At 41.2% G+C, this 24,524-nt stretch carries 26 protein-coding genes; 1 reads left to right on the plus strand and 25 read right to left on the minus strand.

Going from position 1 to position 24,524, the window contains the following annotated elements:
* Window positions 1–284 precede the first annotated feature (284 nt).
* The 4 genes from NSS70_RS19380 to NSS70_RS19395 all read right to left on the minus strand — a co-directional run bounded on the left by NSS70_RS19380 (window position 285) and on the right by NSS70_RS19395 (window position 3,897).
* Entirely contained in the window at window positions 285–1,565 is a 1,281-nt protein-coding gene (locus NSS70_RS19380; protein WP_094246128.1) for an RNA-guided endonuclease InsQ/TnpB family protein, read from the minus strand.
* The gene (tnpA, locus tag NSS70_RS19385) at window positions 1,566–1,982 is read right to left on the minus strand and encodes an IS200/IS605 family transposase (protein WP_094246129.1); all 417 of its coding nucleotides are present in this window, start codon (window positions 1,980–1,982) and stop codon (window positions 1,566–1,568) included.
* A gap of 281 nt (window positions 1,983–2,263) precedes the next feature.
* Entirely contained in the window at window positions 2,264–2,767 is a 504-nt protein-coding gene (locus NSS70_RS19390; protein ID WP_063389004.1) for a GNAT family N-acetyltransferase, read from the minus strand.
* A 266-nt stretch (window positions 2,768–3,033) separates the two neighbouring features.
* Window positions 3,034–3,897, minus strand: a complete 864-nt coding sequence (locus NSS70_RS19395) for a M23 family metallopeptidase (RefSeq protein ID WP_339197998.1) — start codon at window positions 3,895–3,897, stop codon at window positions 3,034–3,036.
* A gap of 134 nt (window positions 3,898–4,031) precedes the next feature.
* On the opposite strand from NSS70_RS19395, the gene NSS70_RS19400 reads away from it, so the two are divergent.
* Window positions 4,032–4,472: a VanZ family protein gene (locus tag NSS70_RS19400; protein ID WP_339198000.1), complete on the plus strand. Its 441-nt coding sequence runs from the start codon at window positions 4,032–4,034 to the stop codon at window positions 4,470–4,472.
* Between the two features lie 792 nt (window positions 4,473–5,264).
* Here the strand turns inward: NSS70_RS19400 and spoIID are convergent.
* The 21 genes from spoIID to NSS70_RS19505 all read right to left on the minus strand — a co-directional run bounded on the left by spoIID (window position 5,265) and on the right by NSS70_RS19505 (window position 24,504).
* Complete coding sequence (gene spoIID / locus NSS70_RS19405) at window positions 5,265–6,284, minus strand: stage II sporulation protein D (protein WP_063389007.1); 1,020 nt, start codon at window positions 6,282–6,284, stop codon at window positions 5,265–5,267.
* A gap of 193 nt (window positions 6,285–6,477) precedes the next feature.
* Window positions 6,478–7,791 (minus strand): UDP-N-acetylglucosamine 1-carboxyvinyltransferase, encoded by a 1,314-nt coding sequence (gene murA, locus NSS70_RS19410; RefSeq protein WP_311066654.1) that lies wholly within the window; start codon window positions 7,789–7,791, stop codon window positions 6,478–6,480.
* 32 nt (window positions 7,792–7,823) lie between these two features.
* The gene (locus NSS70_RS19415; RefSeq protein ID WP_340882356.1) at window positions 7,824–8,558 is read right to left on the minus strand and encodes a YwmB family TATA-box binding protein; all 735 of its coding nucleotides are present in this window, start codon (window positions 8,556–8,558) and stop codon (window positions 7,824–7,826) included.
* A gap of 112 nt (window positions 8,559–8,670) precedes the next feature.
* Complete coding sequence (locus NSS70_RS19420) at window positions 8,671–8,901, minus strand: DUF1146 family protein (protein WP_162877012.1); 231 nt, start codon at window positions 8,899–8,901, stop codon at window positions 8,671–8,673.
* Between the two features lie 384 nt (window positions 8,902–9,285).
* On the minus strand, window positions 9,286–9,699 hold the full coding sequence (locus NSS70_RS19425) for a F0F1 ATP synthase subunit epsilon (RefSeq protein ID WP_063389011.1): 414 nt from the start codon (window positions 9,697–9,699) through the stop codon (window positions 9,286–9,288).
* A 28-nt stretch (window positions 9,700–9,727) separates the two neighbouring features.
* Window positions 9,728–11,146, minus strand: a complete 1,419-nt coding sequence (atpD, locus tag NSS70_RS19430) for a F0F1 ATP synthase subunit beta (RefSeq protein WP_066251292.1) — start codon at window positions 11,144–11,146, stop codon at window positions 9,728–9,730.
* Between the two features lie 36 nt (window positions 11,147–11,182).
* Window positions 11,183–12,040 carry an ATP synthase F1 subunit gamma gene (atpG, locus tag NSS70_RS19435; RefSeq protein ID WP_066251293.1) on the minus strand — a complete coding sequence of 286 codons (858 nt, stop codon included), beginning with the start codon at window positions 12,038–12,040 and terminating at the stop codon, window positions 11,183–11,185.
* A 90-nt stretch (window positions 12,041–12,130) separates the two neighbouring features.
* The gene (gene atpA, locus NSS70_RS19440; protein WP_063389014.1) at window positions 12,131–13,639 is read right to left on the minus strand and encodes a F0F1 ATP synthase subunit alpha; all 1,509 of its coding nucleotides are present in this window, start codon (window positions 13,637–13,639) and stop codon (window positions 12,131–12,133) included.
* Between the two features lie 15 nt (window positions 13,640–13,654).
* Complete coding sequence (locus NSS70_RS19445) at window positions 13,655–14,194, minus strand: F0F1 ATP synthase subunit delta (RefSeq protein WP_117016857.1); 540 nt, start codon at window positions 14,192–14,194, stop codon at window positions 13,655–13,657.
* Window positions 14,191–14,655 (minus strand): F0F1 ATP synthase subunit B, encoded by a 465-nt coding sequence (gene atpF / locus NSS70_RS19450; RefSeq protein ID WP_082830384.1) that lies wholly within the window; start codon window positions 14,653–14,655, stop codon window positions 14,191–14,193. The genes NSS70_RS19445 and atpF overlap by 4 nt, the downstream gene beginning before the upstream one ends.
* A 280-nt stretch (window positions 14,656–14,935) precedes the next feature.
* The gene (gene atpE, locus NSS70_RS19455) at window positions 14,936–15,148 is read right to left on the minus strand and encodes a F0F1 ATP synthase subunit C (protein ID WP_063389017.1); all 213 of its coding nucleotides are present in this window, start codon (window positions 15,146–15,148) and stop codon (window positions 14,936–14,938) included.
* Between the two features lie 69 nt (window positions 15,149–15,217).
* On the minus strand, window positions 15,218–15,928 hold the full coding sequence (atpB, locus tag NSS70_RS19460) for a F0F1 ATP synthase subunit A (protein ID WP_063389018.1): 711 nt from the start codon (window positions 15,926–15,928) through the stop codon (window positions 15,218–15,220).
* Window positions 15,929–15,934: 6 nt separating this feature from the next.
* A complete protein-coding gene (locus NSS70_RS19465) occupies window positions 15,935–16,318 on the minus strand; it encodes an ATP synthase subunit I (RefSeq protein ID WP_063389019.1) in 384 nt (127 codons plus the stop codon).
* A 2-nt stretch (window positions 16,319–16,320) separates the two neighbouring features.
* Window positions 16,321–16,548 (minus strand): AtpZ/AtpI family protein, encoded by a 228-nt coding sequence (locus tag NSS70_RS19470; RefSeq protein WP_340788980.1) that lies wholly within the window; start codon window positions 16,546–16,548, stop codon window positions 16,321–16,323.
* Between the two features lie 183 nt (window positions 16,549–16,731).
* Complete coding sequence (locus NSS70_RS19475; protein WP_339198008.1) at window positions 16,732–18,978, minus strand: S8 family serine peptidase; 2,247 nt, start codon at window positions 18,976–18,978, stop codon at window positions 16,732–16,734.
* A gap of 175 nt (window positions 18,979–19,153) precedes the next feature.
* A complete protein-coding gene (upp, locus tag NSS70_RS19480) occupies window positions 19,154–19,783 on the minus strand; it encodes a uracil phosphoribosyltransferase (RefSeq protein WP_063389021.1) in 630 nt (209 codons plus the stop codon).
* A gap of 188 nt (window positions 19,784–19,971) precedes the next feature.
* Window positions 19,972–21,213, minus strand: a complete 1,242-nt coding sequence (gene glyA, locus NSS70_RS19485; RefSeq protein WP_340882359.1) for a serine hydroxymethyltransferase — start codon at window positions 21,211–21,213, stop codon at window positions 19,972–19,974.
* A gap of 502 nt (window positions 21,214–21,715) precedes the next feature.
* Window positions 21,716–22,264: a TIGR01440 family protein gene (locus tag NSS70_RS19490; protein ID WP_340882360.1), complete on the minus strand. Its 549-nt coding sequence runs from the start codon at window positions 22,262–22,264 to the stop codon at window positions 21,716–21,718.
* 12 nt (window positions 22,265–22,276) lie between these two features.
* On the minus strand, window positions 22,277–22,723 hold the full coding sequence (rpiB, locus tag NSS70_RS19495) for a ribose 5-phosphate isomerase B (RefSeq protein ID WP_327856149.1): 447 nt from the start codon (window positions 22,721–22,723) through the stop codon (window positions 22,277–22,279).
* Window positions 22,724–22,739: 16 nt separating this feature from the next.
* Entirely contained in the window at window positions 22,740–24,035 is a 1,296-nt protein-coding gene (locus NSS70_RS19500) for a methyl-accepting chemotaxis protein (protein ID WP_066251307.1), read from the minus strand.
* 16 nt (window positions 24,036–24,051) lie between these two features.
* Window positions 24,052–24,504, minus strand: a complete 453-nt coding sequence (locus NSS70_RS19505) for a low molecular weight protein arginine phosphatase (RefSeq protein ID WP_082829607.1) — start codon at window positions 24,502–24,504, stop codon at window positions 24,052–24,054.
* Window positions 24,505–24,524: the final 20 nt, after the last annotated feature.

Genomic DNA, 24,524 nt, shown 5'->3' on the forward strand with positions numbered 1-24,524 from the left:
TTCGTATCAAAAAGAAATCGACATAAAAAAGCCCCGATCACTCAATGGAAGCAAAAATTTATTTAATACTCTGGTACGCAATTAAAATATACATACTCGCAGATGGCAGATCTGATTGAATTCTTTCGCTGCACAAACTGCCAGAAAAACAGGATCGCCCATAATCATGCAACGAACAATTTTCCGCAGGAAAACTCAACATCAGTCTATAGATTCAAACAAATTTAAACAGTCGAACAATCATGTTGTGAACTACTCGTCATTGAAATGACGAGCTTCCTGTTCTACGCAACGAACTGTTGTCCGTTAAACGTATACACAGTCGGCGTGTCCAACACCACTACTGATTGAGATAAAGCCTTAATCTCTTTCAGATACTTTTTGCTGATATTGATAGCACCATTCACATCCGCATTGATGGTTGTATGACAGTCGTTACATACATATAACCCTCGATGAATCCGATTACTCGGCTTTGCGTTTTCTTCACAAGGGAACATTTGGCATACTGAACATGCTTGAGAGGTGTATTCTTCGGTTAATAAACGAACATCTATTCCTTGCTCCTGCGCTTTATACCGTATCATTTGAATGATTTTCGCATACGGAAAACCATGCAATTTTTGATTCGTTTTCTTGTTGAATTTCGCTTGTTCTCGTATACCTGTAATGTCACCAATCACAATCGTTTCGACTCCTTGTTGCAGAGCAATATCAATCACTTTTCTTGTCATACAATGCAACATGTGATGCACTTGTTTTCTTTTCTTTTGATAAAGTTGTAACACACGTCTGGAAGGTTTCGGGTATTGTATTCCTTTAGCACATTGTTGAGCGAAACCAATCGCTTGAAAATGGGCGATTTGTTTATGAAAGTAGCGTTCAACGGATAGCCATTGCCTTCCTGAAATGATGTGTGCTTTTCCTTGATAATCATAACAAGTCATCGCATTGGCAATCCCTAAGTCAATCGATAAAAATTTCGTGCTATTCTTTTGTTTCAATGGTACATCTTTGTATTCTTGAATCAGATAAATCGTATATTCTTTTCGACTGATGGGTTTCACTTCAATCAGTTTTATCTTTTCGATTTCGATATGTTTCGGAATCGGGATATAAAGATAACTTTCTTCCAATCCATACGTTTCTTTTAAAAAGGCTTTTTGAGCCTTTGGAATGGGTAAACGAATTTTGGTATTGTTCTCCACCAATTTGAAACTGTTATTTAGAAAACGGACATTAAAGTTTTGATGTTTGAATCGTGGTGGTTGTGGATTATCTATTCCATTGCTTTCCTTTAGTTTGAAAAAAGACACCCACGCTTCTTGCAAGACTTTTAAGACCTCTTGTGCTGATTGAGCAGGTAATTGTTTATACCAAAAATGTGTTTTTAATCGTTTTTTCTGTTCATACCAATTCGGGAACGGTACACCTTGTTCTTTCGACCAATTCCGTTTTTCATAGTTCCCCACATTCCATAACTTACGACTGGCATAACACAAGTGATATAAGATGATTTGATTGGTTCGATTCGCTTTATAGGTGAAATACGATACCTTTTTCATTTAGTCACCACCTTTCTTTTGGTTAGCAATATAGCGTTTTATGACATCCTCACTAATAGAGCCAACGGTTTCAATATAATAACTAGAGTTCCATAATACTCCTTTCCATAATTTTTGTTTGATTTCAGGAAATTGCAGAAAAATTTTTCTCCCTGAAATCCCTTTTAACATTTTGACAATATAAGAAGGTGCTATTTTTGGATGAGCTGATACAAATACATGAATATGATCTTGTTCACCCACCTCTACCATCTGCAACAGAAAACCTTTTTCTTCTGCAATCTCTTTAAAAATTTTCTTGAGATATAACTCAACCTCTTGTGTCAAAACCTTCTTTCGATATTTCACAGACCATACAATATGATAATTGACATTATAAACACAAGTTCTTGCGTGAATTAAATTTGTTTTCTTCATACATATAGTATATCAAAAATATACAAAAAAACCAATTATTTCAATCTTTAATAAACCACATATAGTCTTTATAAAATATAAAAAAAGCGATTCATCTCCCCTTTAAAAAAGGGAGGATTCTCGCTTGTCTATCCTAAAAAGACGCTTTTTTCTCAACTGGCGAATGAAAAAGAAACTAAAATACTATATTGCGAGCGGAGACACTGTTAATACGTTCAATCGGCTACACGTTTCCCCACTATCATGCATGCGGATGCTTACTGGTGGCGGATAGACGAGATTCAATCGGCTACACGTTTCCCCACTATCACTAAATCTCGCTCAACACCGTCCAGTACCGCCACACGGGGAAAGTGCCCCCAATCTCGGAATCCATTTTTGTAAAACAGCTTTAAGCTCGGGATGTTGTGCTTGAAAATAAAGCCAAGCAAATTTTTTATTTGGAGGCTTGGAGCCTTTTCTATAGCGGTCTTCAAGGCAAAATCGCCGATTTGTTTTCCCCGGTACTGTTCATCAATGTAAATGCTAATTTCCGCAGTTCCGTTATAAGCAGGCCTTCCATAAAAGGATTGAAAGCTGAGCCAGCCAGCTACGTTTCCATCCTGTTCGATCATCCACAACGGTCTCGTTTTTGGATTGTGCTCATGAAACCACTGTATGCGGTCTTCCACTGAAATAGGTTCAGTATCAGCTGTCACCATCCGGCTTGGGATCGTTGAATTGTAGATCGAGACGATTTTAGGCAAGTCATGTATCGTTGCATCTCGAAAAAGAATATTTTCCACGTGCTTCTTCCTTTCTCTTGCTTAGATTGATTCTATTATATATGGAATAAAGTGAATTTTCGATCGCTTCACATTATGTTTTGAAAAAATGCTTCGGCAAGCCTGCTTTCTCGCTTGCACCTTACCGTACGTTGTTTCTTGTACCGTTTATGAAAAATTTTTTGGTCTGTTCTTTATGAAAAATTCAGCAGCCTATGCTCATTTAATTTTTACCAGATATGATTTAGACAAAAAAAAACCTACTCGTTTGAGTAGGATTGTATTGGTTAAGGTTTAGTTGTAGAATTATCAGATTTTTCTTGTTCTGAATTTTCCTTTGACTGAGATTGTTCTTCATCAGGCTGAGTTTCATCTGATGGGGCTGTTTCGTCTGAAGTAGCTTCCTCTCCATCTTTATTTTCTTCTTTTTGTGCTGCCCCGTCAGAAGGCTCTTCAACAGATTTTTCAGTTAAACTTGTTAACGGCTCGTCCATGTAGTTTAATGGATTGTAGGCTTTACCGTCTTTGCGGATCTCAAAGTGAACATGGACGCCAGCGTCTTTATTGAATTGGTTTTTCCCAGCTTGTCCGATAATTTCTCCTTGTTTAACTTTGTCGCCGACCTGTACTTTCGTATCGGCAAGCGATTGGTAAATGGTTTTTACACCGTTTTCATGTTCAATTTCTACGACATATCCTAAAAGAGAATCTTTTTCAGCTTTTGCAACCGTTCCGCTTAAAGATGCAATGACTTCAAATGCTTTTCCATCATTTGATGCGATATCGATACCTTGGTTTGGATGGTATGTGTTATTATGGAAGACAAGTGCCGTTTCTTGTTCTTTTTCTGAAGCATTAAAGTCATAAAAGTTTGTTACTACCTTCACAGCATCAGGATCGATGGCCGGCATTTTGAAGTTTTCGACGGATTGATTTACTTCCACCGATTGATCTTCATTATAGGAAACGTCTGTACCATCGTCCGTTGATAAATCGTTTGCATCATTGTTGCGGATTGCTTGATACCATAAAACGGCTGTTAAAATAACGGCTGCACTGACTAAATAAATAGCAGGAAAAACCCATTTTTTTCTGAAAAACTGTTGGAACTTCGAGCCTTGAGAAGTACGTTTCTTTTCTTCCTCTCTCATTGTTCATCACCTCAGCAACCATTGTGAACAAGTTTGAGAGAATCTATACATCAAAATAAAATTTTTTCTTTTATTTTTTGCCATTTCTTTTTTTCTATGCATATTGTTGAAAAATATTTGAAGGAGTTTGGATCATGAAGAAGTTTGCGGTATATGTAATCAGTATTTTACCGATTATGTATATGGCGGTCATTTGGATCTTGTCGAGCTATCCAGCTGACACTTTCGTCAAAACGCCGTTTTCGTTCGACCATTTATTGAAAGAGTCGCTTCATCTCATTGAGTTCGGAATTCTTTATTGGCTTTTCATTTTCGCCTTCGCTGTCCATGAAAAGCTTACAGAAAAATTAAGTTTCGCCTCAGCGATGATCGCTGTTTTTTACGGGCTGTGTGATGAAATTCATCAATATTTCGTTCCCTCAAGATCTGCGACATTCATTGATCTTATTAAGGATACAATCGGTGTTTTCGCATCCTACTATATCGTCAAAATCTTTTATTTCCAAAAAGACGAATCGAAGCTAAAAACGTTTTTTTGCAAATTAGCAGCATTAAAAAGATCCCAGCGCTTTTAAGGCTGGGATCTAAAAAAGAATTTATCGAATCGATCAATATTTCATTTAGTTCGAAATGAAGTTGGCAGCTTACTGGCACTATCAGCGGTTCCCCTAAAGAAAATCGAGTAGGAGGGAGCGATTAACTCCCGTCCTCTCACACCACCGTACGTACGGTTCCGTATACGGCGGTTCAATTAAGATGATTGACGCAAGTCTTTATAACTTCCGTGAATAGCTGTTCTCTTTATGCCAGTGGTCACTCCACCCTCCAAGAGGTCTCCCACGGGATTCACCGCTTCCTTCCTCAAGTGAGGTACTACGTTTTCTGTGTTCATCATGACTCACTGAATGCCAAGGGCTATTCTCTCTTAATTGTTCGGTCCTTCTTAGTAGTTCTAAACCAACTAATACTATGACCTCTGCTGACTTCTGACGGTTCAGCTACTTATCACTAAGTAGGTTATGAAGCGCATTTCACCTATCCGCCAGACCTCCCCGGGTAAGTACATGCACTTTCACACCATCTATCCGCCTCATTTACTCGATATGACCTTCGACAGAAAGAGCTTTGTTTTGTTTCGCAAACTCACTCAATCATACCTAGCCTTATATGAGGTTCGTGTTCCTCGGACCGGTGTTTTGCCTCCAGCTTCCTTCAGATTCCGCGTCACCACGGACACCCTTGCTCTTGGCTAACCTCTACTTCTGTCTTCGGGGTTCGGGACTTACACCCTATAGTTCATGTACATGCCGGGCGCACCAAATGTGAGAAAACCGATTACCGATTTTCTTACAAAACGCACCGATTTTTTATTTTTTCGCCATATATTTTGATAAAAACGGGTTGGCTTGCGAAATTTCAATTCCCTGGTAGTAATGTGAGACAATCTCTTTATAATTTTTCCCTTCCTGCGCCATAAAATTGGCACCGTACTGACTCATGCCGACTCCGTGTCCGTATCCTTTTGTCGTAACAATAATTTGGTCGCCTTTCAATGTCCACGAAAAATCCGTTGACCTTAGACCTAGCTTTTCTCTTATTTCCCTTCCAGTAAACTTTTTCCCGTTAATTTCGACTAGAGCGACCCTGTGTCCTGGCGTCCTTTCGATAATTTTTCCAATTGAATTGCCTTTCCCTATTTTAATCCCTAATTTTTGTTCAAACTCTTGAACGGTAAATACCTCCCTAGCGAGAAATTTTTCCGATTTCTCATCCCAAGGGCTTTCCACGCTTTTTAAATAAGGAAGGGCGTTCGGCCAAATGGCCTCCGAATTTTCCGTATATCCATTGCTCGTTGAAAAAAAAGAAGCATCAATCGGCTTGTCGTCATACGTTAAAATTTGGCCTCTTGTTTCGGCAACAGCTTCTTTAATCTTTTTTATTTTCCAATCAAAATCTTTTTTCCAAATTCTCCTTAATTCTTCTTCATTTTTATAAACTTGATGGAGCTCAGTATCCGTGACTACCGCTCCTTCGGGAGAGCCGACATTTTGGCCCGTAAACAGCTCTTTCACGATGTACGTTCTAGCAGCTAAAGCTTGAGCCTTTAACGCTTCTTTTTCAAATTCTGCGGGCATCTCGGCGGCGACAACACCGACCACATATTCTTCAAGCGGAACTTCATCAATTTTTTTTTCTTGGGAACGATAAATTGGTACAGAAACTTTTGATTCCTTTTGTAGCACATCCGTTGTTTTCTTCTCGGCTAGTTCCTCGCCAAGCGTAGCTTTCGTCTTTTCGGCAAACGGGGCTACCAGCAAACTTGGCACCATCAAAATAATGAAAAATATTGCTGCAAAAAAAAGAAAGAACGGTTTCACTCGTTTCATATTACAGCCCCCATTTCTTTTATCGCTGACTTCAGTAAAGTTTATGGGGAAGGACAACCTTTTATGACTGAAATCGGAGATGCTGTTTGCAGGGGGAGTTTTATGTATAAAACGAAAAAATATGAAAAAAATAAGCGGGTAATACGAAAAAGAAGCTAGCATCTCCTAAAAGAGGCTAGCTTCTTTTGTGAAATTATACATTTAAATTCGTTGCAACGGCTTGTTGTTCAATTGCCGGGATGTCTGCTTCATCATTGACGCGTTCAATATCTGCGCCAAGCTCTTTTAACTTCTCATGAAAACGGACGTAGCCGCGATCTAAATGCTTCAGCTCCGTAACCCGTGTATACCCTTCTGCAGCAAGCCCAGCTAAAATTAATGCAGCTGCCGCTCTTAAATCGGTTGCCGTTACTTCTGCACCTTGAAGCTTTACAGGACCATTGATAATACAAGAGCGGCCTTCGATTTTAATATCTCCGTTCATACGACGAAATTCTTCTACATGCATAAAGCGGTTTTCAAATACCGTTTCGGTAATTACGCTAGTTCCGTTTGCCTGAAGCAGCAGGGCCATCATCTGAGACTGCATGTCAGTAGGAAAACCTGGATGAGGCATTGTTTTAATATCCACTGCCTTCAATGTTTCCGGACCAATGACACGAATGCCTTCTTCTTCCTCGATAATGGTTACGCCCATTTCTTCCATTTTCGCAATTAATGATGTCAAATGCTCCGGAACTGCTCCTTTTACAAGGACATTCCCTTTCGTAATGGCAGCAGCAACCATAAATGTTCCTGCTTCAATACGATCTGGAATAATTAAATGCTTTGCACCGTGCAAGGAATCTACACCTTCAATTCTGATAGTACCAGTGCCTGCGCCGCGGACATTTCCGCCCATTTTGTTTATAAAATTCGCAAGGTCGACAATTTCAGGCTCCTTTGCACAGTTTTCGATTACAGTTGTTCCTTCTGCAAGTGCGGCTGCCATCATAATGTTTTCTGTTGCGCCGACACTTGGGAAATCCAAATAAATTTTGGCTCCGCGAAGTCTGCCATTCACTTCTGCGTCAATAAAGCCGTTGCCGACTTTTATCGTTGCACCCATCGCTTCGAAGCCTTTCAAGTGCTGATCAATCGGACGGGATCCGATGGCACATCCTCCCGGCAAAGCAACACGTGCACGGCCTTTGCGGGCAAGAAGAGGTCCCATAACAAGCACAGATGCACGCATTTTTCTAACATATTCAAATGACGCTTCCGTTAAAAGCTCTCCGCATGCATCGACAACTACTTGATTACCATCAAAACGAACCTCTGCTCCGAGATAGCGGAGAACTTCGTTTATCGTGTAAACATCGGAGAGCTTAGGAACATCACAAATTTCACTCTTTCCTTCACTAGCTAATAAAGATGCAGCGATGACAGGTAAAACGGCATTTTTGGCTCCTTCGATCTTTACTGTACCGTTTAACTTTCGACCGCCGCGGACGATGATTTTTTCCAAGGTATTCCCCTCCGCGTCCCATTTTCTCTATATTAATATTCAGTTGTAATAATAGGTGTTCCTACTGTTACAGTAGTTCTTTCGCCCATTCCTGCACTTCTGAGCGAAATTTGAATGTTCATCTTTCCATTTTTCGTTTTAATAGAATGATCCCAATCGTTTGTAAAACCGGATATGGAAACGAAGCGTTGCTCGTTTAAGCTTTCCACCGGTTTTGCATGAAACCTTTTTAAAAGGTTATTTGCCTCAAAAAACAAAACACCTTTCATCTTATCATCTGTATAGCCTTTGACACAAGTGAAAAATGTAGGATTTCCTGGAATTTTGTCGAAAATGTGACGGTTAAAATAGCGCTCCAGCTTCATCCATGCACGGCCATTCCAACGTTTCCCTGTTGCTTCATATATAACTTGAATTTTCGGGCTTGCTTTTGCATGAGGTTTAATAATTTGCAATGTTTCAGTGATCTGCTTATCGCTGTTGTAATAAGTGCCGGTCCACTTTTCAAAATTACCGCTTTCCAAGTAAGACCAATTAAATTGACGAAACTGTGTGTAGATTCGTTTCACTTTTTTGCTTTTTTGAGAAAAAGAAAATTTTGCAAAAATTGACCATTCTGCCACATCTATGTTTTGTTGATGAAATTGCTCCACGATTTCCTCTACGTGAATATCGTGTCTTTCAGCATTCGTTCGTTCTGTGCGCCAAGCTGACAAAAGAAAACCGAATAAAAATATGAAAATAAAGACAAAATATAAATTTTTCACCGCCATCACCCTTTCCTTATTAAAAGTGTTGCCGGAAAGGGTTTTGGCATACGTGGAAAAAGTCGTCAAGATTAGACAACAGCCTTTATGTATTCATTGTCCCTCGACATGTTTAAAAAAGATATTGCAGCTGCTGTGACCAAAAAAAATAGTTCAAGAAAAAATTGCTCACAGATGACGCAATGGCGATGGTCAATAAAATGAGCAAAAGCCTTGTCTCGACAACTCTTCCTTTACGAATAATTTTTTCAATTTGAAGAGCCTGTAAAGCCCGCCAAGTTAGAAAAATAAATACTAAATTTACTATGATGCTAATGAGCGCCTGCTGGCCTAGCCCCGCCACATTACTCCTCCTTCCGAAATCTTCCTTTCTTGTTTCACAAACCCACTTTATTATATAAAAATCTTTCCTATTCATGCACACTTTTTATTTGATTTTGTGAAAAACAATGGTTAGGCAGTTTTTTCATGTTGTTATTTCTTATAAATGAAGCATTCATTGATGTGGAATGTAGATAGGAGGTCAATTCGTTATTTTTGGATTTGCAGTTTTAGAGTTGAATGATGCGATTACATGTTGTCCATTTTTTGCTGTCAATAAAAGTAAGTTGCCGATTTTTTGCATCCAGGCTAGAGCCAACATTGCAAAATAGCCATGATCATGATTTCTTAGTTTTTTCAAAAAAGACGGCCCGAACTTAAGCGCCGGGACGTCTTAAATGAGAAATTAAAAGTTCTTTTTCGCCACGTTAATACGATTGATGGCACGTTGCAGCGCCAGCTCAGCACGTTTAAAATCTATGTCTTCCTGCCCTTGACCTTTGCGCTGCAAGCGTTCCTCAGCACGTTTCTTTGCAGCTTCCGCGCGGGCAACATCGATATCTTCAGCTCTTTCAGCTGCTTGTGCCAAGATCGTGACTTTATCAGGGCGAACTTCCAAAAAACCTCCGCTGACAGCCACGAGTTCTGTATTATTTCCTTTTTTCAGCCGAACTGCGCCAATTGCAAGCGGCGCAACCATTGGAATATGACCAGGCAAAATTCCAAGCTCGCCGCTTTGAGCTTTGGCGCTGACCAATTCTATATCCGCATCATAAACTGGGCCATCGGGAGTGACGACACTGACTTGTACGGTCTTCATATTCAGTTCCTCCTAGGGTCCCAAAATATTATACTTCAACGCCCATTTGCTTCGCTCTTTCAAGGACATCTTCAATTGTGCCCACTAAGCGGAACGCATCTTCAGGAATGTGGTCGTACTTACCTTCAAGAATTTCTTTAAATCCACGTACAGTTTCTTTTACAGGCACATATGAACCAGGCTGTCCTGTAAACTGCTCAGCAACGTGGAAGTTTTGTGATAAGAAGAATTGGATTCTTCTAGCACGATGTACAACAAGCTTATCTTCATCTGAAAGCTCGTCCATACCAAGGATTGCAATAATATCTTGCAACTCTCTATATCTTTGCAATGTTGCCTGAACTTGGCGGGCAACGTTGTAATGCTCTTCACCGACGATTTCCGGAGCCAATGCACGTGACGTTGAAGCAAGTGGATCCACCGCTGGATAAATACCCATCTCTGACAGCTTACGGTCAAGGTTTGTTGTCGCATCTAAGTGTGCGAATGTTGTAGCCGGAGCAGGGTCTGTATAGTCGTCAGCAGGCACGTAAATCGCCTGAATCGATGTAACAGAACCTACGTTTGTTGATGTAATCCGCTCCTGCAATTGTCCCATTTCTGTCGCAAGCGTCGGTTGGTATCCAACAGCAGAAGGCATGCGTCCAAGCAACGCAGATACTTCGGAACCAGCTTGTGTAAAGCGGAAGATGTTGTCGATGAAGAAGAGAACGTCTTGCCCTTGTTCATCACGGAAATATTCAGCCATTGTCAAACCTGTTAATGCAACGCGCATACGCGCTCCAGGCGGCTCGTTCATTTGTCCGAACACCATTGCTGTTTTGCTGATAACGCCGGAGTCTTTCATTTCAAAGTATAGGTCGTTTCCTTCACGAGTACGCTCCCCAACTCCAGCAAATACGGAAATACCGCCGTGCTCTTGTGCAATGTTATTGATCAGCTCTTGGATTAAAACCGTTTTTCCAACTCCTGCACCGCCGAACAAGCCGATTTTTCCACCTTTAATATATGGAGCAAGCAAGTCAACAACTTTGATTCCTGTTTCCAAAATTTCAACTTGTGTTGACAGCTGTTCAAATTTCGGAGCAGGCTTATGAATTGGATCCCGGCGCGCTTCCGCTGGAATCGGGTCTCCAAGGTCAATATGTTCCCCTAACACATTGAATACCCGTCCTAATGTGACATCTCCAACTGGCACGGAGATTGGAGCGCCTAAGTCTTCGACTTCCATTCCGCGCGTTACGCCGTCCGTTGAAGCCATAGCGATTGTCCGAACGGTGTCATCCCCTAAATGAAGCGCTACTTCCAACGTTAAATCAATGTCTACCTCGTTTTCATTGCGCGCTTTATGTGAAATTTTTAGGGCGTTATAAATTTCCGGCAAATGTCCGCTTTCAAACTTTACGTCCACTACCGGACCCATTACTTGAACTACGCGTCCTTTCATGTTCCTGTTTCCCTCCTAACGTACTGTTTCAGTGATCTATTCAAGCGCTGATGCCCCGCCAACAATTTCTGTAATTTCTTGCGTAATCGCTGCCTGACGAGCTCTGTTGTAGGAAAGAGTCAGCGTATTGATCAGTTCTTTTGCGTTGTCTGTTGCATTCTTCATTGCCGTCATTCTCGCAGCATGTTCGCTTGCTTTGCTGTCAAGCAAGGCGCCGTAAATTAAACTTTCAGCATATTGCGGCAAAAGCACTGCCAAAATGTCTTCCTGAGACGGTTCGAATTCATAAGACGTCATTTTTTTATTCGCAGCGATGTCCGAAAGCGGCAGCAGCTTTTTCTCCGTTACTTCCTGCTGGATGGCGCTGACATAATGGTTGTAGAACATATAAATTTCATCTACTTTTCCATCCTCGAACAGCTTGACTGTATTGGAAGCAATTTCTTTAATATCCGAAAAGCTTATATCATCGCCTAATCCGACAATTTCTTCAACGACAGGCATACCGCGTTTTTTGAAAAAATCGCGGCCGACCTTTCCGATGGCAATCACGGCGTATTCATCCGTCGAACGATGTCGTTCTTGAATCGTTTGATAAACGGCGCGCAGCACGTTGCTGTTAAACGCACCGGCAAGCCCGCGATCTGATGTAATGACAACGTATCCTGTCTTTTTGACCGGACGCTTTTCAAGCATCGGGTGGCTTACGTCCGTACTCCCAAGGGCGATGTTTGCCACAACTTCTTGAATTTTCTCCATGTAAGGCACAAATGACTTGGCGCTGGTTTCCGCCCGATTCAGCTTCGAAGCTGAAACCATCTCCATCGCCTTTGTAATTTGGCTTGTCTTCTTCGTCGAATTGATGCGTGTTTTAATATCGCGCAACGATGCCAAAGGTTCTCACCACCTTTTTGAAAAATAGCCGATCATGTTTTGAAAACGGCTGTGAAAAGAATCCCCGTATTTTCACAGCCTTATCGTTCTTTATTCAGAAACTGCAAAAGTTTTTTTGAATCCTTTGATGGCTTTTTCCATTTTCTCGTCTTCAGGCAGATTTCCTGTCGAACGGATTTCTTCAAGAAGCTCTTTTTCATTTTGATCTAAATAAGCATAAAATTCTTCTTCAAAGCGGCGAATATCCTCAACAGGAATATCATCTAAAAATCCTTTTGTTAAGGTGTAAAGGATCATGACTTGTTTTTCAACTGGGATCGGCTTGTTGATGCCTTGCTTCAATACTTCAACTGTACGCATACCGCGGTTTAACTTCGCCTGAGTTGCTTTATCTAGATCTGAACCGAATTGAGCGAATGCTTCAAGCTCTCTGTATGCCGCAAGGTCTAACCGAAGCGTACCCGAAACTTTTTTCATCGCTTTGATTTGCGCTGCACCGCCGACGCGGGAAACGGACAATCCGGCGTTTACCGCAGGGCGCACACCTGAGAAGAATAGGTCAGATTGCAAGAAAATTTGTCCGTCTGTAATGGAAATTACGTTCGTAGGAATGTAAGCTGAGATGTCGCCAGCCTGCGTTTCAACAAATGGTAATGCCGTCAAAGATCCGCCGCCTTTTGCATCGCTAAGTTTTGCTGCGCGTTCCAATAGACGGGAGTGCAAGTAAAAGACATCCCCAGGGAACGCTTCACGTCCAGGTGGACGGCGTAGTAATAGAGAAAGCTCACGGTAAGCGGCAGCTTGCTTTGAAAGATCATCATATACGATAAGGACGTGTTTTCCTTGGTACATAAAATATTCGCCCATAGATACACCGGCATATGGGGCCAAATAAAGCAATGGAGCCGGTTGAGACGCAGATGCCGTTACAACGATCGTATAATCTAATGCACCGTGTTTACGGAGTGTTTCAACAACATTTCGAACTGTTGATTCTTTTTGTCCGATCGCAACATAGATACAAATCATGTTTTCTTCTTTTTGGTTAATGATTGTGTCGATCGCAATTTGTGTTTTACCTGTTTGACGGTCACCGATGATGAGCTCGCGTTGTCCGCGGCCAATTGGGATAAGAGCGTCGATCGCTTTAATACCCGTTTGCAGCGGTTCATGAACAGATTTCCGGTCCATGACGCCTGGGGCAGGGCTTTCAATCGGACGTGTTTTTGTTGTTTCAATCGGGCCTAACCCGTCCACTGGTTGTCCAAGCGGATTTACAACGCGGCCGATCAGCTCTTCTCCAACAGGAACTTCCATAATCCGTCCTGTTCTTCTCACTTCATCGCCTTCACGAATGTCTTTAAAAGGGCCTAAAATAACAATACCGACGTTATTTTCTTCAAGGTTTTGGGCTAATCCCATAACGCCGTTTGAAAATTCGACAAGCTCACCGGCCATGACATTGTCGAGGCCATGAGCACGTGCGATCCCGTCACCTACTTGAATAACTGTGCCGACATCGCTAACTTCTATTTCAGACTGATAGTTTTCAATTTGCTTTTTTATCAGTGCACTAATTTCTTCAGCTTTGATGCTCATGAGTTTCACCCCTATCTACGAACTTTTCGCTAAATTCCGCCCGATGCGTTCGAGCTTACTCTTGATGCTACCGTCAAAAATACGATTGCCGATTTGAAGTTTCAGTCCGCCAATTAAGTTCTGATCAATGACGTTTGTGATTTTAAGCGATTTTTTTCCGACCTTTTGCGCAAATACTTCTGAAAGAGCCTGCTTTTCTTCATCCTTCAACGGACGGACGGAGTAAACCGTTGCTTCTGCTGTTTGCTGTTCTTCATTTGCAAGCTCCACAAAGTTATCTACAAGTTCAGGAACTAAGCGGATGCGATGGCGATCGATAAGCAGAAGAAGAGTATTGATAATTTCAGCACTCAATGAAGAAAACGCTTCATTGACCAATGATTTTTTATTTTCGAGCAACACCTTCGGATGCTCTAAAATTTGCAGCAATTTTTGATTTTCAATAAACACCTGCTTTACAATCCGCAATTCTTCTTCAAACTGCTTCACTTGATTTTTTTCCTTTGCAATTTGAAAAAGAGCTGACGCATAGCGCTTTGCCACTCCGCCAATCATAACTGTTCTCCTACCTCTTTAATATAATCATTGATCAGCTTCTCTTGCTCAGCTTCATTCAATTCTTTTTCAATCACTTTAGAAGCAATAAGAACGGATAATGATGCCACTTGATTACGCAATTCAGCAACGGCTTGCTCTTTTTCGTGTTCGATTTCTTTCTTGGCTGCTTCTTTCAGTCTTTCTGCCTCCGCACGAGCCGCTTGGATGATATCTTCTTTTTGCTGTTCGCCGAGTTTTTTCGCATTTTCAACAAGCTCCTGTGCTTCGATGCGGGCTTGCTTTAATAGCTCACGCTGCTCTTCGGCAAGCTTTTTGGCTTCCGCATGCTTTTCTTCCGCAGCGTTTATTTCATTTGCAATAAATTCTTCCCTCTGTTTCATAATGCCCATAAGCGGACCAAAAGCATATTTTTTGAGCAATGCTAACAAAACTAAAAATACAACGAGCTGAACGAGCATATCTCCTGCTGCGAAGCCTCCAGCTCCGAGGGCAAATTCAACTGTTAACACGGCTTCGTTTCACTCCCTTCAAAACTTCCGTTTTCCAACTACCGGCTATATTGGGACTCTGTTACCATTCACAACATAAAGGAATGGCGAAGATGCTTAAATAACTTCGCCATTTCCTCTTTTTCACTTGCTGTCCTTTCGATTCGGACTTCACGCAAATTGATTGCATGCACTTCTAAAAAGCCTTTTTCAACACCAATCTAGGCAAGGCTCTTTTGAAATTTTCAAATTACGCACCAAAAGCCATAAATGCAATAACAACCGCGATAATCGGAATCGCCTCAACCAACGCAACCCCGATAAACATAGTAGTTTGAAGCATACCGCGCGCCTCAGGTTGACGAGCAATACCTTCTACTGTACGAGATACGATAAGTCCGTTACCAATACCAGCACCAAGTGCCGCTAAACCAATTGCAATTGCAGCTGCTAATAAATTCATGAATAAAGTCCTCCTTTATTTGTTTAAAAATAATTTTTTACACAAAAATTATGATGAAGTCATTTATTTTTAATGGTCATGGCTAACTTTATGCGCCATATAAACCATTGTTAACATTGTAAAGATAAAAGCTTGGATTGCACCTACAAAAATACTGAATGCCTGCCACGCCATCATCGGAATAATTGCCCCGATGAAGCCGAATGCTCCGCTAGTTGCCAAGCTGACAAGCAGACCTAGCAAAATTTCCCCAGCATAGATGTTACCGTAAAGACGAAGACCAAGCGTCAACGTGTTTGCAAACTCTTCAATAATTTTAAGCGGGAACAAAAACGGCAGTGGCTTGAAAAAGTCGCTTCCATAGGCGGAAAAGCCTTTTAATTTAATCCCGTAATAATGCGATAAACCGACGACTAAAATGGCCAGTGTCAGCGTTATGGTAGGATCAGCCGTAGGCGATTTCCACCAAAGCTTATGGTCAACAACGATAGCGAATGGTAGACCAAGCATATTGGAAACAAAAATGTACATGATGAGCGTCATTCCTAAAGTAAGGAATCGGCCGCCTGTCTGCCAGTCCATCGTGCTGTTAATAATGTTTTTCACAAAATCCATGACCCATTCCAAAAAGTTTTGCATACCCGTTGGCTTCATTGCCAAAGAGCGGGTCGACAATACGGCGATGATAAATACAATTGCGCTAGATACAAGAATCATTAAAATATTGGACAAATTAAATTCAAGCCCTAATAATTTTACTATCGGCGCTTCGTGACCCAACAAAATTCACCTCTCTTCCCAAGCTTGTCCGCAAATGTATAGAATAGAATCTATCATAATGACAATATAGATTGTCATTAAACCAATAACCACGCTAATTAAATGGAAATGTTCAGGGAATTTAAGTGCGATTAATACCGCCAATCCTGCGGCTGCCATCCTTGAAACCGTTCCAAGCGAACGTGCTGTACGGCCTTCTTCAATTGCTTGCTGTATTTGCTTTGATTTACGCACTAGTATCCATAAATTATAGAGGCTAAAGCTTGTACCAAGGGCAAGACCGAGGAAAATATCTTGATAAGGAGTAAACCCCCACGCTAACACATAGATGGCAAGCAAAAACAGCAAATATTTTTTGCTGCGCACAAACAATTTTTCTATACGATCCATAGTTACCGTTCATTCTCCTGAAAAAAATGTTGGACTAATCTCAGCATCGCAATTATTCCCGCAGCCAGTCCAATTAGAAGACCAATGATCAAAAAAACGGGTTCTGTATGCAACTGTCGATCAAGCCATCTTCCTGCAAAAATGCCAACGAGCACTGATCCTGCCAAATAGGAAAGAATGGCGGTCATTAAAGCGTATGCTCGGAGCGGATGGTGCTCTTTTTGCCGCATTGGGTATGTCCTCACAATATAAAATTACCTTATTTTTTATTATATCAAAAGGCTGTTGAAAACCTTATCATCCCACCCCGTTTAGCATACAATAGGCACCATTCAATGTCAATCTGTTTCACTTCAAAAGTTGAGCTATTTGTTAAGAATATCACAATTTGTTCACAAATATTTTTGCTGTTTCTATTGACTTTTTAATATTTTTTTATCTAAAATGATTGTCGTTTCATAGCTGCTTTCTTCCCCGTCTTTTTTTGCAAAAATGAGCGCTTTGTAAACGCCGTTTGGAATGTCCTTAAATTGCCCGGAAATATCTCTTTTCAACAAACCTCCCGGGATATTTCTTTGCCAGTCTAAAAACCCTTTGAATGTTAAAGTATCCGGATCATACAAGGCAATCCCGAATTCATCCGCCCCTTGCGGCAAATAAAGTTCATAATGGTACATATTCCCTTGATCGGCAAGACCAAATTCAAATCCCATGATTTTTGGATAACTCTGTTCGCCAACAACGAATAAATATGGAAGGCGGATTGTCTGGCTGCCGCCCGTCACAAGAAGAGTCCCGTCATACAATCCTTCCCTCAATGATTTCGGTGCAACATCAATCGAGACGGATACTTCTCTTTTCCCGTTAGCAGGAACCTTCACGGAAAGAGGGAGCTGCCATTGAACCCCTTTTTGATAATGCGGTTTCGAAAAAACAAACGTTTTTTCTTGATCGGAGAGATTTTCAAGAGTTAACGTGATCTCTTTCTTTTTCCTGCCGATATTTTTGTGAAATTGACCGAATGATAGAGATGCCGGATAAATGAGAGCTCTTGTCTGAACAGCTGATAAAATATCGATTCTTCCCGCCCCCTGCTCAAACACCTTGTACAGCCTTCCATTTTGATTATAAAGCGGTTTAGCAGTATTCATCATAGCTGCTTTTATTTGTTCCGGTAACCAATCTGGATGCTTTTGTTTGATCAGTGCCGCTGCGCCTGCTATATGCGGAGCAGCCATGCTTGTTCCTTGAAGAGCCATATACCCTTTAGGTATTGTGCTGTCAATGCCTACACCAGGCGCGACAAGATCGGGCTTCACTTCCCATGTGACTGTTACCGGTCCTTTTGATGAAAAGGGTGCGAGGCGATCTTGTTCTGTCCGAATGATTGTTTTTATGAACGATTTTTCGTTCAATAGTTTGCGCAGCCATTCGCCATCTTCCTTTGAGATGGACACAACAGGAAGGTCAATTTTTTCTTCTAAATTGCCGGTAAATCTCCCTTTCATATTGTTGTAAATAATCAACGCTTGGGCTCCGGCTGATTTTGCATTTTTCGCTTTTTCGGCAAACGTGATTTCCCCGCGCTTCACCAAGGCTATTTTTCCTTTAACAGAAGGTTTAAAGTCTTTTTTTTCACCTAAACCTGCATATTCTATCCGTCCTCTAATTGTTGTCCAAGGGGCAGAATTGAACAAAGATTCAGCTGGTATTTTCTTTTGAAATCCTGAAAGGGTTAAATACTTTACGTCAAGCGGCGGTGTCGATGCGCCGACGGAAATTGCTTTGCTTGCAGTGCCAGGCGAACCGACGGTCCAAATGTTAGGACCAGAGTTTCCGCTTGATACAACTGCAGTTATCCCCTCTTCAACGGCTCGGTTTAACGCCAGGCTTGTCGGATAATCCGGGCCGTTCACATCATTGCCAAGAGAAAGATTTACGATATCTACCTGATCCTCAATCGATTTTTCAATCGCTGCAATAACTTGGTCTGTCGTCCCGTACCCATGAGGGCCAAGCGCTCTATAGGCAATGATGGAGGCTTCCGGAGCAACCCCTTTCAATTTTCCATTTGCCGCTATAATTCCTGCTACGTGAGTGCCGTGAATTGTCCTCGAATTGTCTTTCGCGACTGTTTCCATTGGGTCTTTGTCTTGATCTACAAAATCAAATCCGCCTTGATAATTTTTTTGTAAATCTCGGTGGTTGTAGTCGATCCCCGTATCTATAACAGCTACTTTCACTCCTTTTCCTGTCAATCTTTCATCCTTCGCGTCAAAATAGCCGCGTGCATCGATGCCGCCTATAAAAGGAACACTTTCTTCAACCGTTGCTTGAAAAGTCGTTACAGGCTCTGCATGTTCAATGTAAGGCTCTTTTACTAGCTGATCTAGATCTCTTTTTTTCCCTTTTACTGAAAATCCGGTAAACGTTTTTTTATATTCCCAGCAAATGTTTATTTCCGGATATTTTTTTTGAATCAACTCTTTTATTTTTGAAAGGTTCTGATCTGACAAAACAATGATCATTGTGACTTGTTCATCAGCATTCTCTTCAGGGATTTGTGGATGTTCGGGGAAGGTCTTTGCAAAAGCAGTTATATCAAAAACGTGGAAAATGAAGAAAAAAAGCAAACAAATTCGCACTGAAGGGTTTCCCATTTCTATCACCTCAGCACTTATTGTTCGCTATGAACATCAGTTTATTGCATGAAAAAAGTCGTTTTAAGGGAAAAGTGAGAAATTGATGGAGCGGGAATATGCTGCTCCTTATATTAATGAATTTTTCATACTATGTTAAAAAGAAAGAGAGGGCACTTCACTTCGCCCTCTCCTGTTATTTTGTACCAAATAAACGGTCTCCTGCATCTCCTAAACCTGGTACGATATAGCCATGGTCGTTTAATTTCTCATCAAGAGCGGCAATGTAAATATCGACATCTGGATGAGCTTCTTCCATTGCTTTTACCCCTTCAGGAGCAGCTACTAGACACATGAAACGGATATTTTTTGCACCGCGTTTTTTTAGACACTCTATTGCTTCAACTGCTGAACCGCCGGTAGCCAGCATTGGGTCAACAACGATGAAATCCCGCTCTTCCACATCAGAAGGAAGTTTTACATAGTATTCTACAGGCTTTAATGTTTTCGGATCCCGATATAACCCGATATGGCCGACTTTTGCGGCAGGAATCAGTTTCAAAATGCCGTCAACCATTCCTAGCCCCGCACGCAAAATGGGAATAACCCCAAGTTTTTTTCCTGACAAGATTTTTGTTTTCGCTACTCCTACCGGGGTTTCTACTTCCACTTCCTCCAGCGGAAGATCTCGTGTTATCTCAAACGCCATTAATGTAGCAATCTCATCCACAAGCTCTCGAAATTCTTTTGTTCCGGTTTTTTTATCGCGAATATAGGATAGCTTATGCTGAATTAACGGGTGATCAAATACAAACACTTTGCCCAAGTTTCACATCTCCTTTTCTTTTGCCTCAATAGATTTTACAGAAAAAATTTTTGAGTTTCAACATTTTCATCAACCTTTTTCGCCAACATTCCAAACGATGAAATCCATTTTAAATAGTTTTAAGAGGCAGAAAATTAAAATAAAAAAAGAGCGTCCGAAGCATGTGGCTTCGAACACTCAATATTTCCTTAATAATTTGGGTAGAGCGGGAATTTTTCTGTTAAAGCTTGCACCCGTTTTCTCGCTTCTTCCAATTTAGCTTCGTCTTGATGGAATTTCAATGCAAATGCAATAATCGATCCGATTTCATCCATTTCTTCCAAACCAAAACCGCGGCTTGTGACAGCTGCCGTTCCAATACGGATTCCGCTTGTAACAAAAGGCGATTCAGGATCGTATGGAATCGCGTTTTTATTCACAGTAATGCCGATTTCGTCCAAAACATGTTCAGCAACTTTTCCGGTTAATTGCAAGTTGCGGACATCAACTAAAATCAAATGGTTATCTGTTCCTCCAGATACTAAAGTCAGTCCTTCTTCTTTTAATTTTTTTGCCAGCCGCTTCGCATTGTTGATAATGTTTTGCGCATATGTTTTAAATTCTTCTTGTAAAACTTCTCCCAATGCTACCGCTTTTGCCGCAATAACATGCATTAACGGACCGCCTTGAATGCCCGGGAAAATGATTTTATCAATTTGTTTTGCAAATTCTTCTTTGCATAAAATCATTCCGCCTCTTGGACCGCGAAGTGTTTTATGCGTCGTAGTTGTTACAAAATGGGAGTACGGCACAGGATTTTGATGAAGACCTGCAGCAACAAGGCCGGCAATATGAGCCATGTCGACCATTAAGTAAGCTCCCACTTCATCAGCGATTTCCCGAAACTTTTTAAAATCAATTTCACGAGGATAAGCGCTGGCACCAGCAACAATGATTTTCGGTTTATGCTCAAGAGCTTTAGCTCGAACATCATCATAATCAATAAGATGAGTGTTAGGATCAACACCGTATTCAACAAAATTAAATTGCATTCCGCTGAAGTTTACCGGACTTCCATGCGTTAAATGGCCGCCGTGAGACAAATTCATTCCGAGAACAGTGTCCCCATGATTTAAGACAGCATAGTAAACAGCCATATTGGCTTGAGAACCGGAATGCGGCTGAACGTTTGCGTGCTCAGCTCCAAAAATTTTTTTCGCCCGTTCGCGAGCTAAATCTTCCGCAACGTCAACATATTCGCATCCTCCATAGTAGCGACGTCCCGGATAACCTTCTGCATATTTATTTGTTAATACAGAACCTTGGGCCTCCATTACCGCTTCACTGACAAAATTTTCTGACGCAATCAGTTCGATTTTCGTACGCTGGCGCTTTAATTCGTTCTGCATCGCTTCATATACTTCAGGATCCTGTTGTTGAATATATTTCATGAAATGTTCCCCCTCTAGTCTTTCATCGATTGAACGGCACAGGCGAGCGACAAAATCGTCATGCCGATCTACTTATTAATCAGAATAACCGTATTGATCATCCTTTGGCAACCCTTTTCTTTTATGTAAGCGCATTCTTCCCAAACTTTTTTTTGGCATGAATAGTTTTTAATTCGGAATTTCTTAAAACCTCGATTCTGCCTGTATTCTTAAACTATCAGTTCGTAAAATGAATCATGTCTTGTACAACTCGACCAACGGAGCTTCTATACCTAGCTCAATGCACAGGGTCGTCAAGCAGGAAATGATCGGCAACCTGTATTTTCACTAACAAAATCGCATCAAAGTTTGATACGACTTTTGCTTACAATTTCTAAAGATGGAGGGGCCCCTATACTTCAAAGAAATGATGTGCATGATTTTTTCGTTCCGCTCCACTTCTTTTATAAAAAAATAGCAGCACAAACCATGACGTAAGTTCGCACTGCTAATCTTCGAATGTTTATTTTGTATAAACTGCCCGCGCACCGCCGATAAGCTTCGGCCGGCTAAAAGCTAAGTTTACATGGGCTTGTCCGACTTGCTTGACCGAGCTTCTAACAGGAACAGCGACATGCTTTAAATGCATGCCAATAAGTGTATCTCCGATATCAATGCCTGCATCTGCCTTAATAAATTCAACAACAACCGGATCCCTCATATGCTCATAAGCAAACGCTGCCATGGAACCGCCTGCTTTCGGGATTGGGATGACAGAAACGATTTCGTAATTGCGCTTTTCTGCTGTTTCCCGTTCAACGACAAGAGCGCGATTCAAATGCTCACAGCATTGAAAAGCGAGCTCTACACCTGTTTCTTTTTGAAATTCCGATAATGCAGAAAATATCATTTCGGCAACATCCGTATTTCCGGCAGTGCCGATTTTTTCTCCGATTACTTCGCTCGTTGAGCACCCTATGACAATCAGCTGCCCTTTTTGAATTGGTGCTTTTTCTTTAAAATCGGCCAACACTGTTAAAAGCTGTTCCCGGTATTTTTGCAATTCCGGCATTCGATCATCACCTTATAAATGGGTTTCTTCATATTTTGAAATTTTTTCTATTCTATTCGCATGCCTGCCTCCCACATATTCTGTTGTCAGCCACGTTTTCACAATTTCGCGGGCAAGTCCCGGCCCGATGACACGTTCACCCATTGCAAGCATGTTGCTGTCGTTATGCTCCCGGGTTGCTTTTGCGCTAAACACATCATGTACAAGGGCGCAGCGAATACCCTTTACTTTATTGGCCGCTATTGACATTCCGATCCCTGTTCCACAAATTAAAATTCCGCGGTCAAATTCGCCTTTCGCAACTCGTTCAGCTGCCGGCAATGCGTAATCAGGATAATCAACTGATGTCTCACAGTCGCAGCCGATATCTTCGTATTCGATATTCATCTCGTCAAGCAATTTTTTGATTTCTTCACGTATGTTGACCCCTCCGTGATCTGAGGCAATTATGACTTTCACTAGATGCTCCTCCTTTTTATTTTTCATAAGTAAATCGATCGATTACTTTCTTTAACTGCTGAGCGCTTGCTTCAAGCTCTCTCGTTAATTGATTAATGTTAGAAATATTATCAGCTTGTTCTTGTACAGATGAGGCCACTTCCTGTGCACCAGCAGATGTTTCTTCGGCAATCGCTGCCACTTCTTCAGATTGCGCTCCTGTTTGTTGAATGCTTTTTTGCTGTTCGTCCATCAGCTCGCTGATCACCTTAACCGCTTCGGCAACATGCAAAATCGATTTCGACATCTCCACAAGAATTTTCTCTGTTTCTTTCCCTCTTTGCGCTTCTTGTCGAGCTGTTTTCACTTGATCTCCAATCTGTTCAACAACATTGCTTACTTCTTTTTGAATGTTAGAGATCAGCTCGGAAATTCCTTGAACAGCTTTGGCGCTTTGGTCAGCAAGCTTTCGAACTTCTTCCGCAACGACAGCAAACCCTCTGCCGTGTTCACCTGCTCTTGCCGCTTCAATTGACGCGTTCAGCGCCAGCAGGTTTGTTTGATCGGCAATATCGCCGACAAGGGATACAATAGTCTCCACCTTTTTGGCATTTTCTTCAAGACGCTGTACCGCCAAAATAGATTGCTCGTTTTTTTCGGCCAACGATTGAATCCCTTTAATTAAAGATTGAAATATCTTTTTGCTTTGGTCAAGTGATTGAACCATTTCATTCGCCATTTTTTCGGATACTTTTGCTTTTTCTTTTACCTGACTAGCAAGCTCTACCGTATCTTCCACCGCTTCTGCTGTTTCCTGAATAGCAGCCGCCGATTGGTCGGCTCCTGTTGAAATTTCCTTAATCGTATATGAAATGCTTTCAGCTTGTCTTGTTGCCTGTTCTGTTGCAGCATGTATTTGTTTCACCTGCTCATTTGTTTGCTCAAAATTTATTTCAATGTTTTTCACCATATGTCTTAAATTGGAAAGCATTTCATTAAAGGCTCTGCTTAAGGACCGAATTTCATCATCTGATTTGATGTCAGGAACATTTACGGAAATATCGCCATCGGCCGCTATAAGAGCAGCCTTTTCAAGCCGCTTTAGCGGAGAAATAAGAAATCCAGCTGCAATAGCTGTTAAAATCCCTGACCATATGATTCCAAGAGTCAGCGTCAAAATGGTAAAAGATGTTCGGTCAATATATTGTTTCACATACTCGTATACAACATAAATGAAAAATCCGCTTGTTGAATATGTAATAAGAGCAACAATCGTAATAAAGATGACGATTTTTAAACGGATGCTGAATTTGTATCGATTCTTGTTTTTCACAGAGTCCACCTGCCTGCTAATTTGTTTCTAATTTTGAAATAAGCTTTTGAAGCAATTGCTCCAGCTCTTCCCTTGTTTTTCTGTACTTTTCCACGGAACTGCCAAACGGATCGGTAATATCACGTATCTCCTCATCTTTTCCAACAACGAACTCGCTTACCGTAAATGTTTTTTCGGCTGCTTTAGGAAAAAATTGGCATAATATGTTTTTATGATCTTTAGTCATCGTAAATACATATGTTGCCCAATCGATATGTTCTTCCGTAAGTTTTGAAGCACTGTGCTCAACATGTATTCCCTTTTCCTCCAGCACTTTTTTTGCATTTTCTGAAATTTTCTGCCCATCCAATGCAAACACGCCTGCTGAACGAACGTTAAATCGGCCGTTTTTTTGCAAATGCTTAAAAATAGCCTCCGCCATCGGGCTTCGACATGTATTTCCGGTGCAAACGAATAAAATGTTTGTCACAAGGTTTTCTCCCTTCTATC

The organism is Aeribacillus sp. FSL K6-2848 (genome assembly GCF_038004325.1).
In the GTDB taxonomy this organism is placed as follows: domain Bacteria; phylum Bacillota; class Bacilli; order Bacillales; family Aeribacillaceae; genus Aeribacillus; species Aeribacillus composti.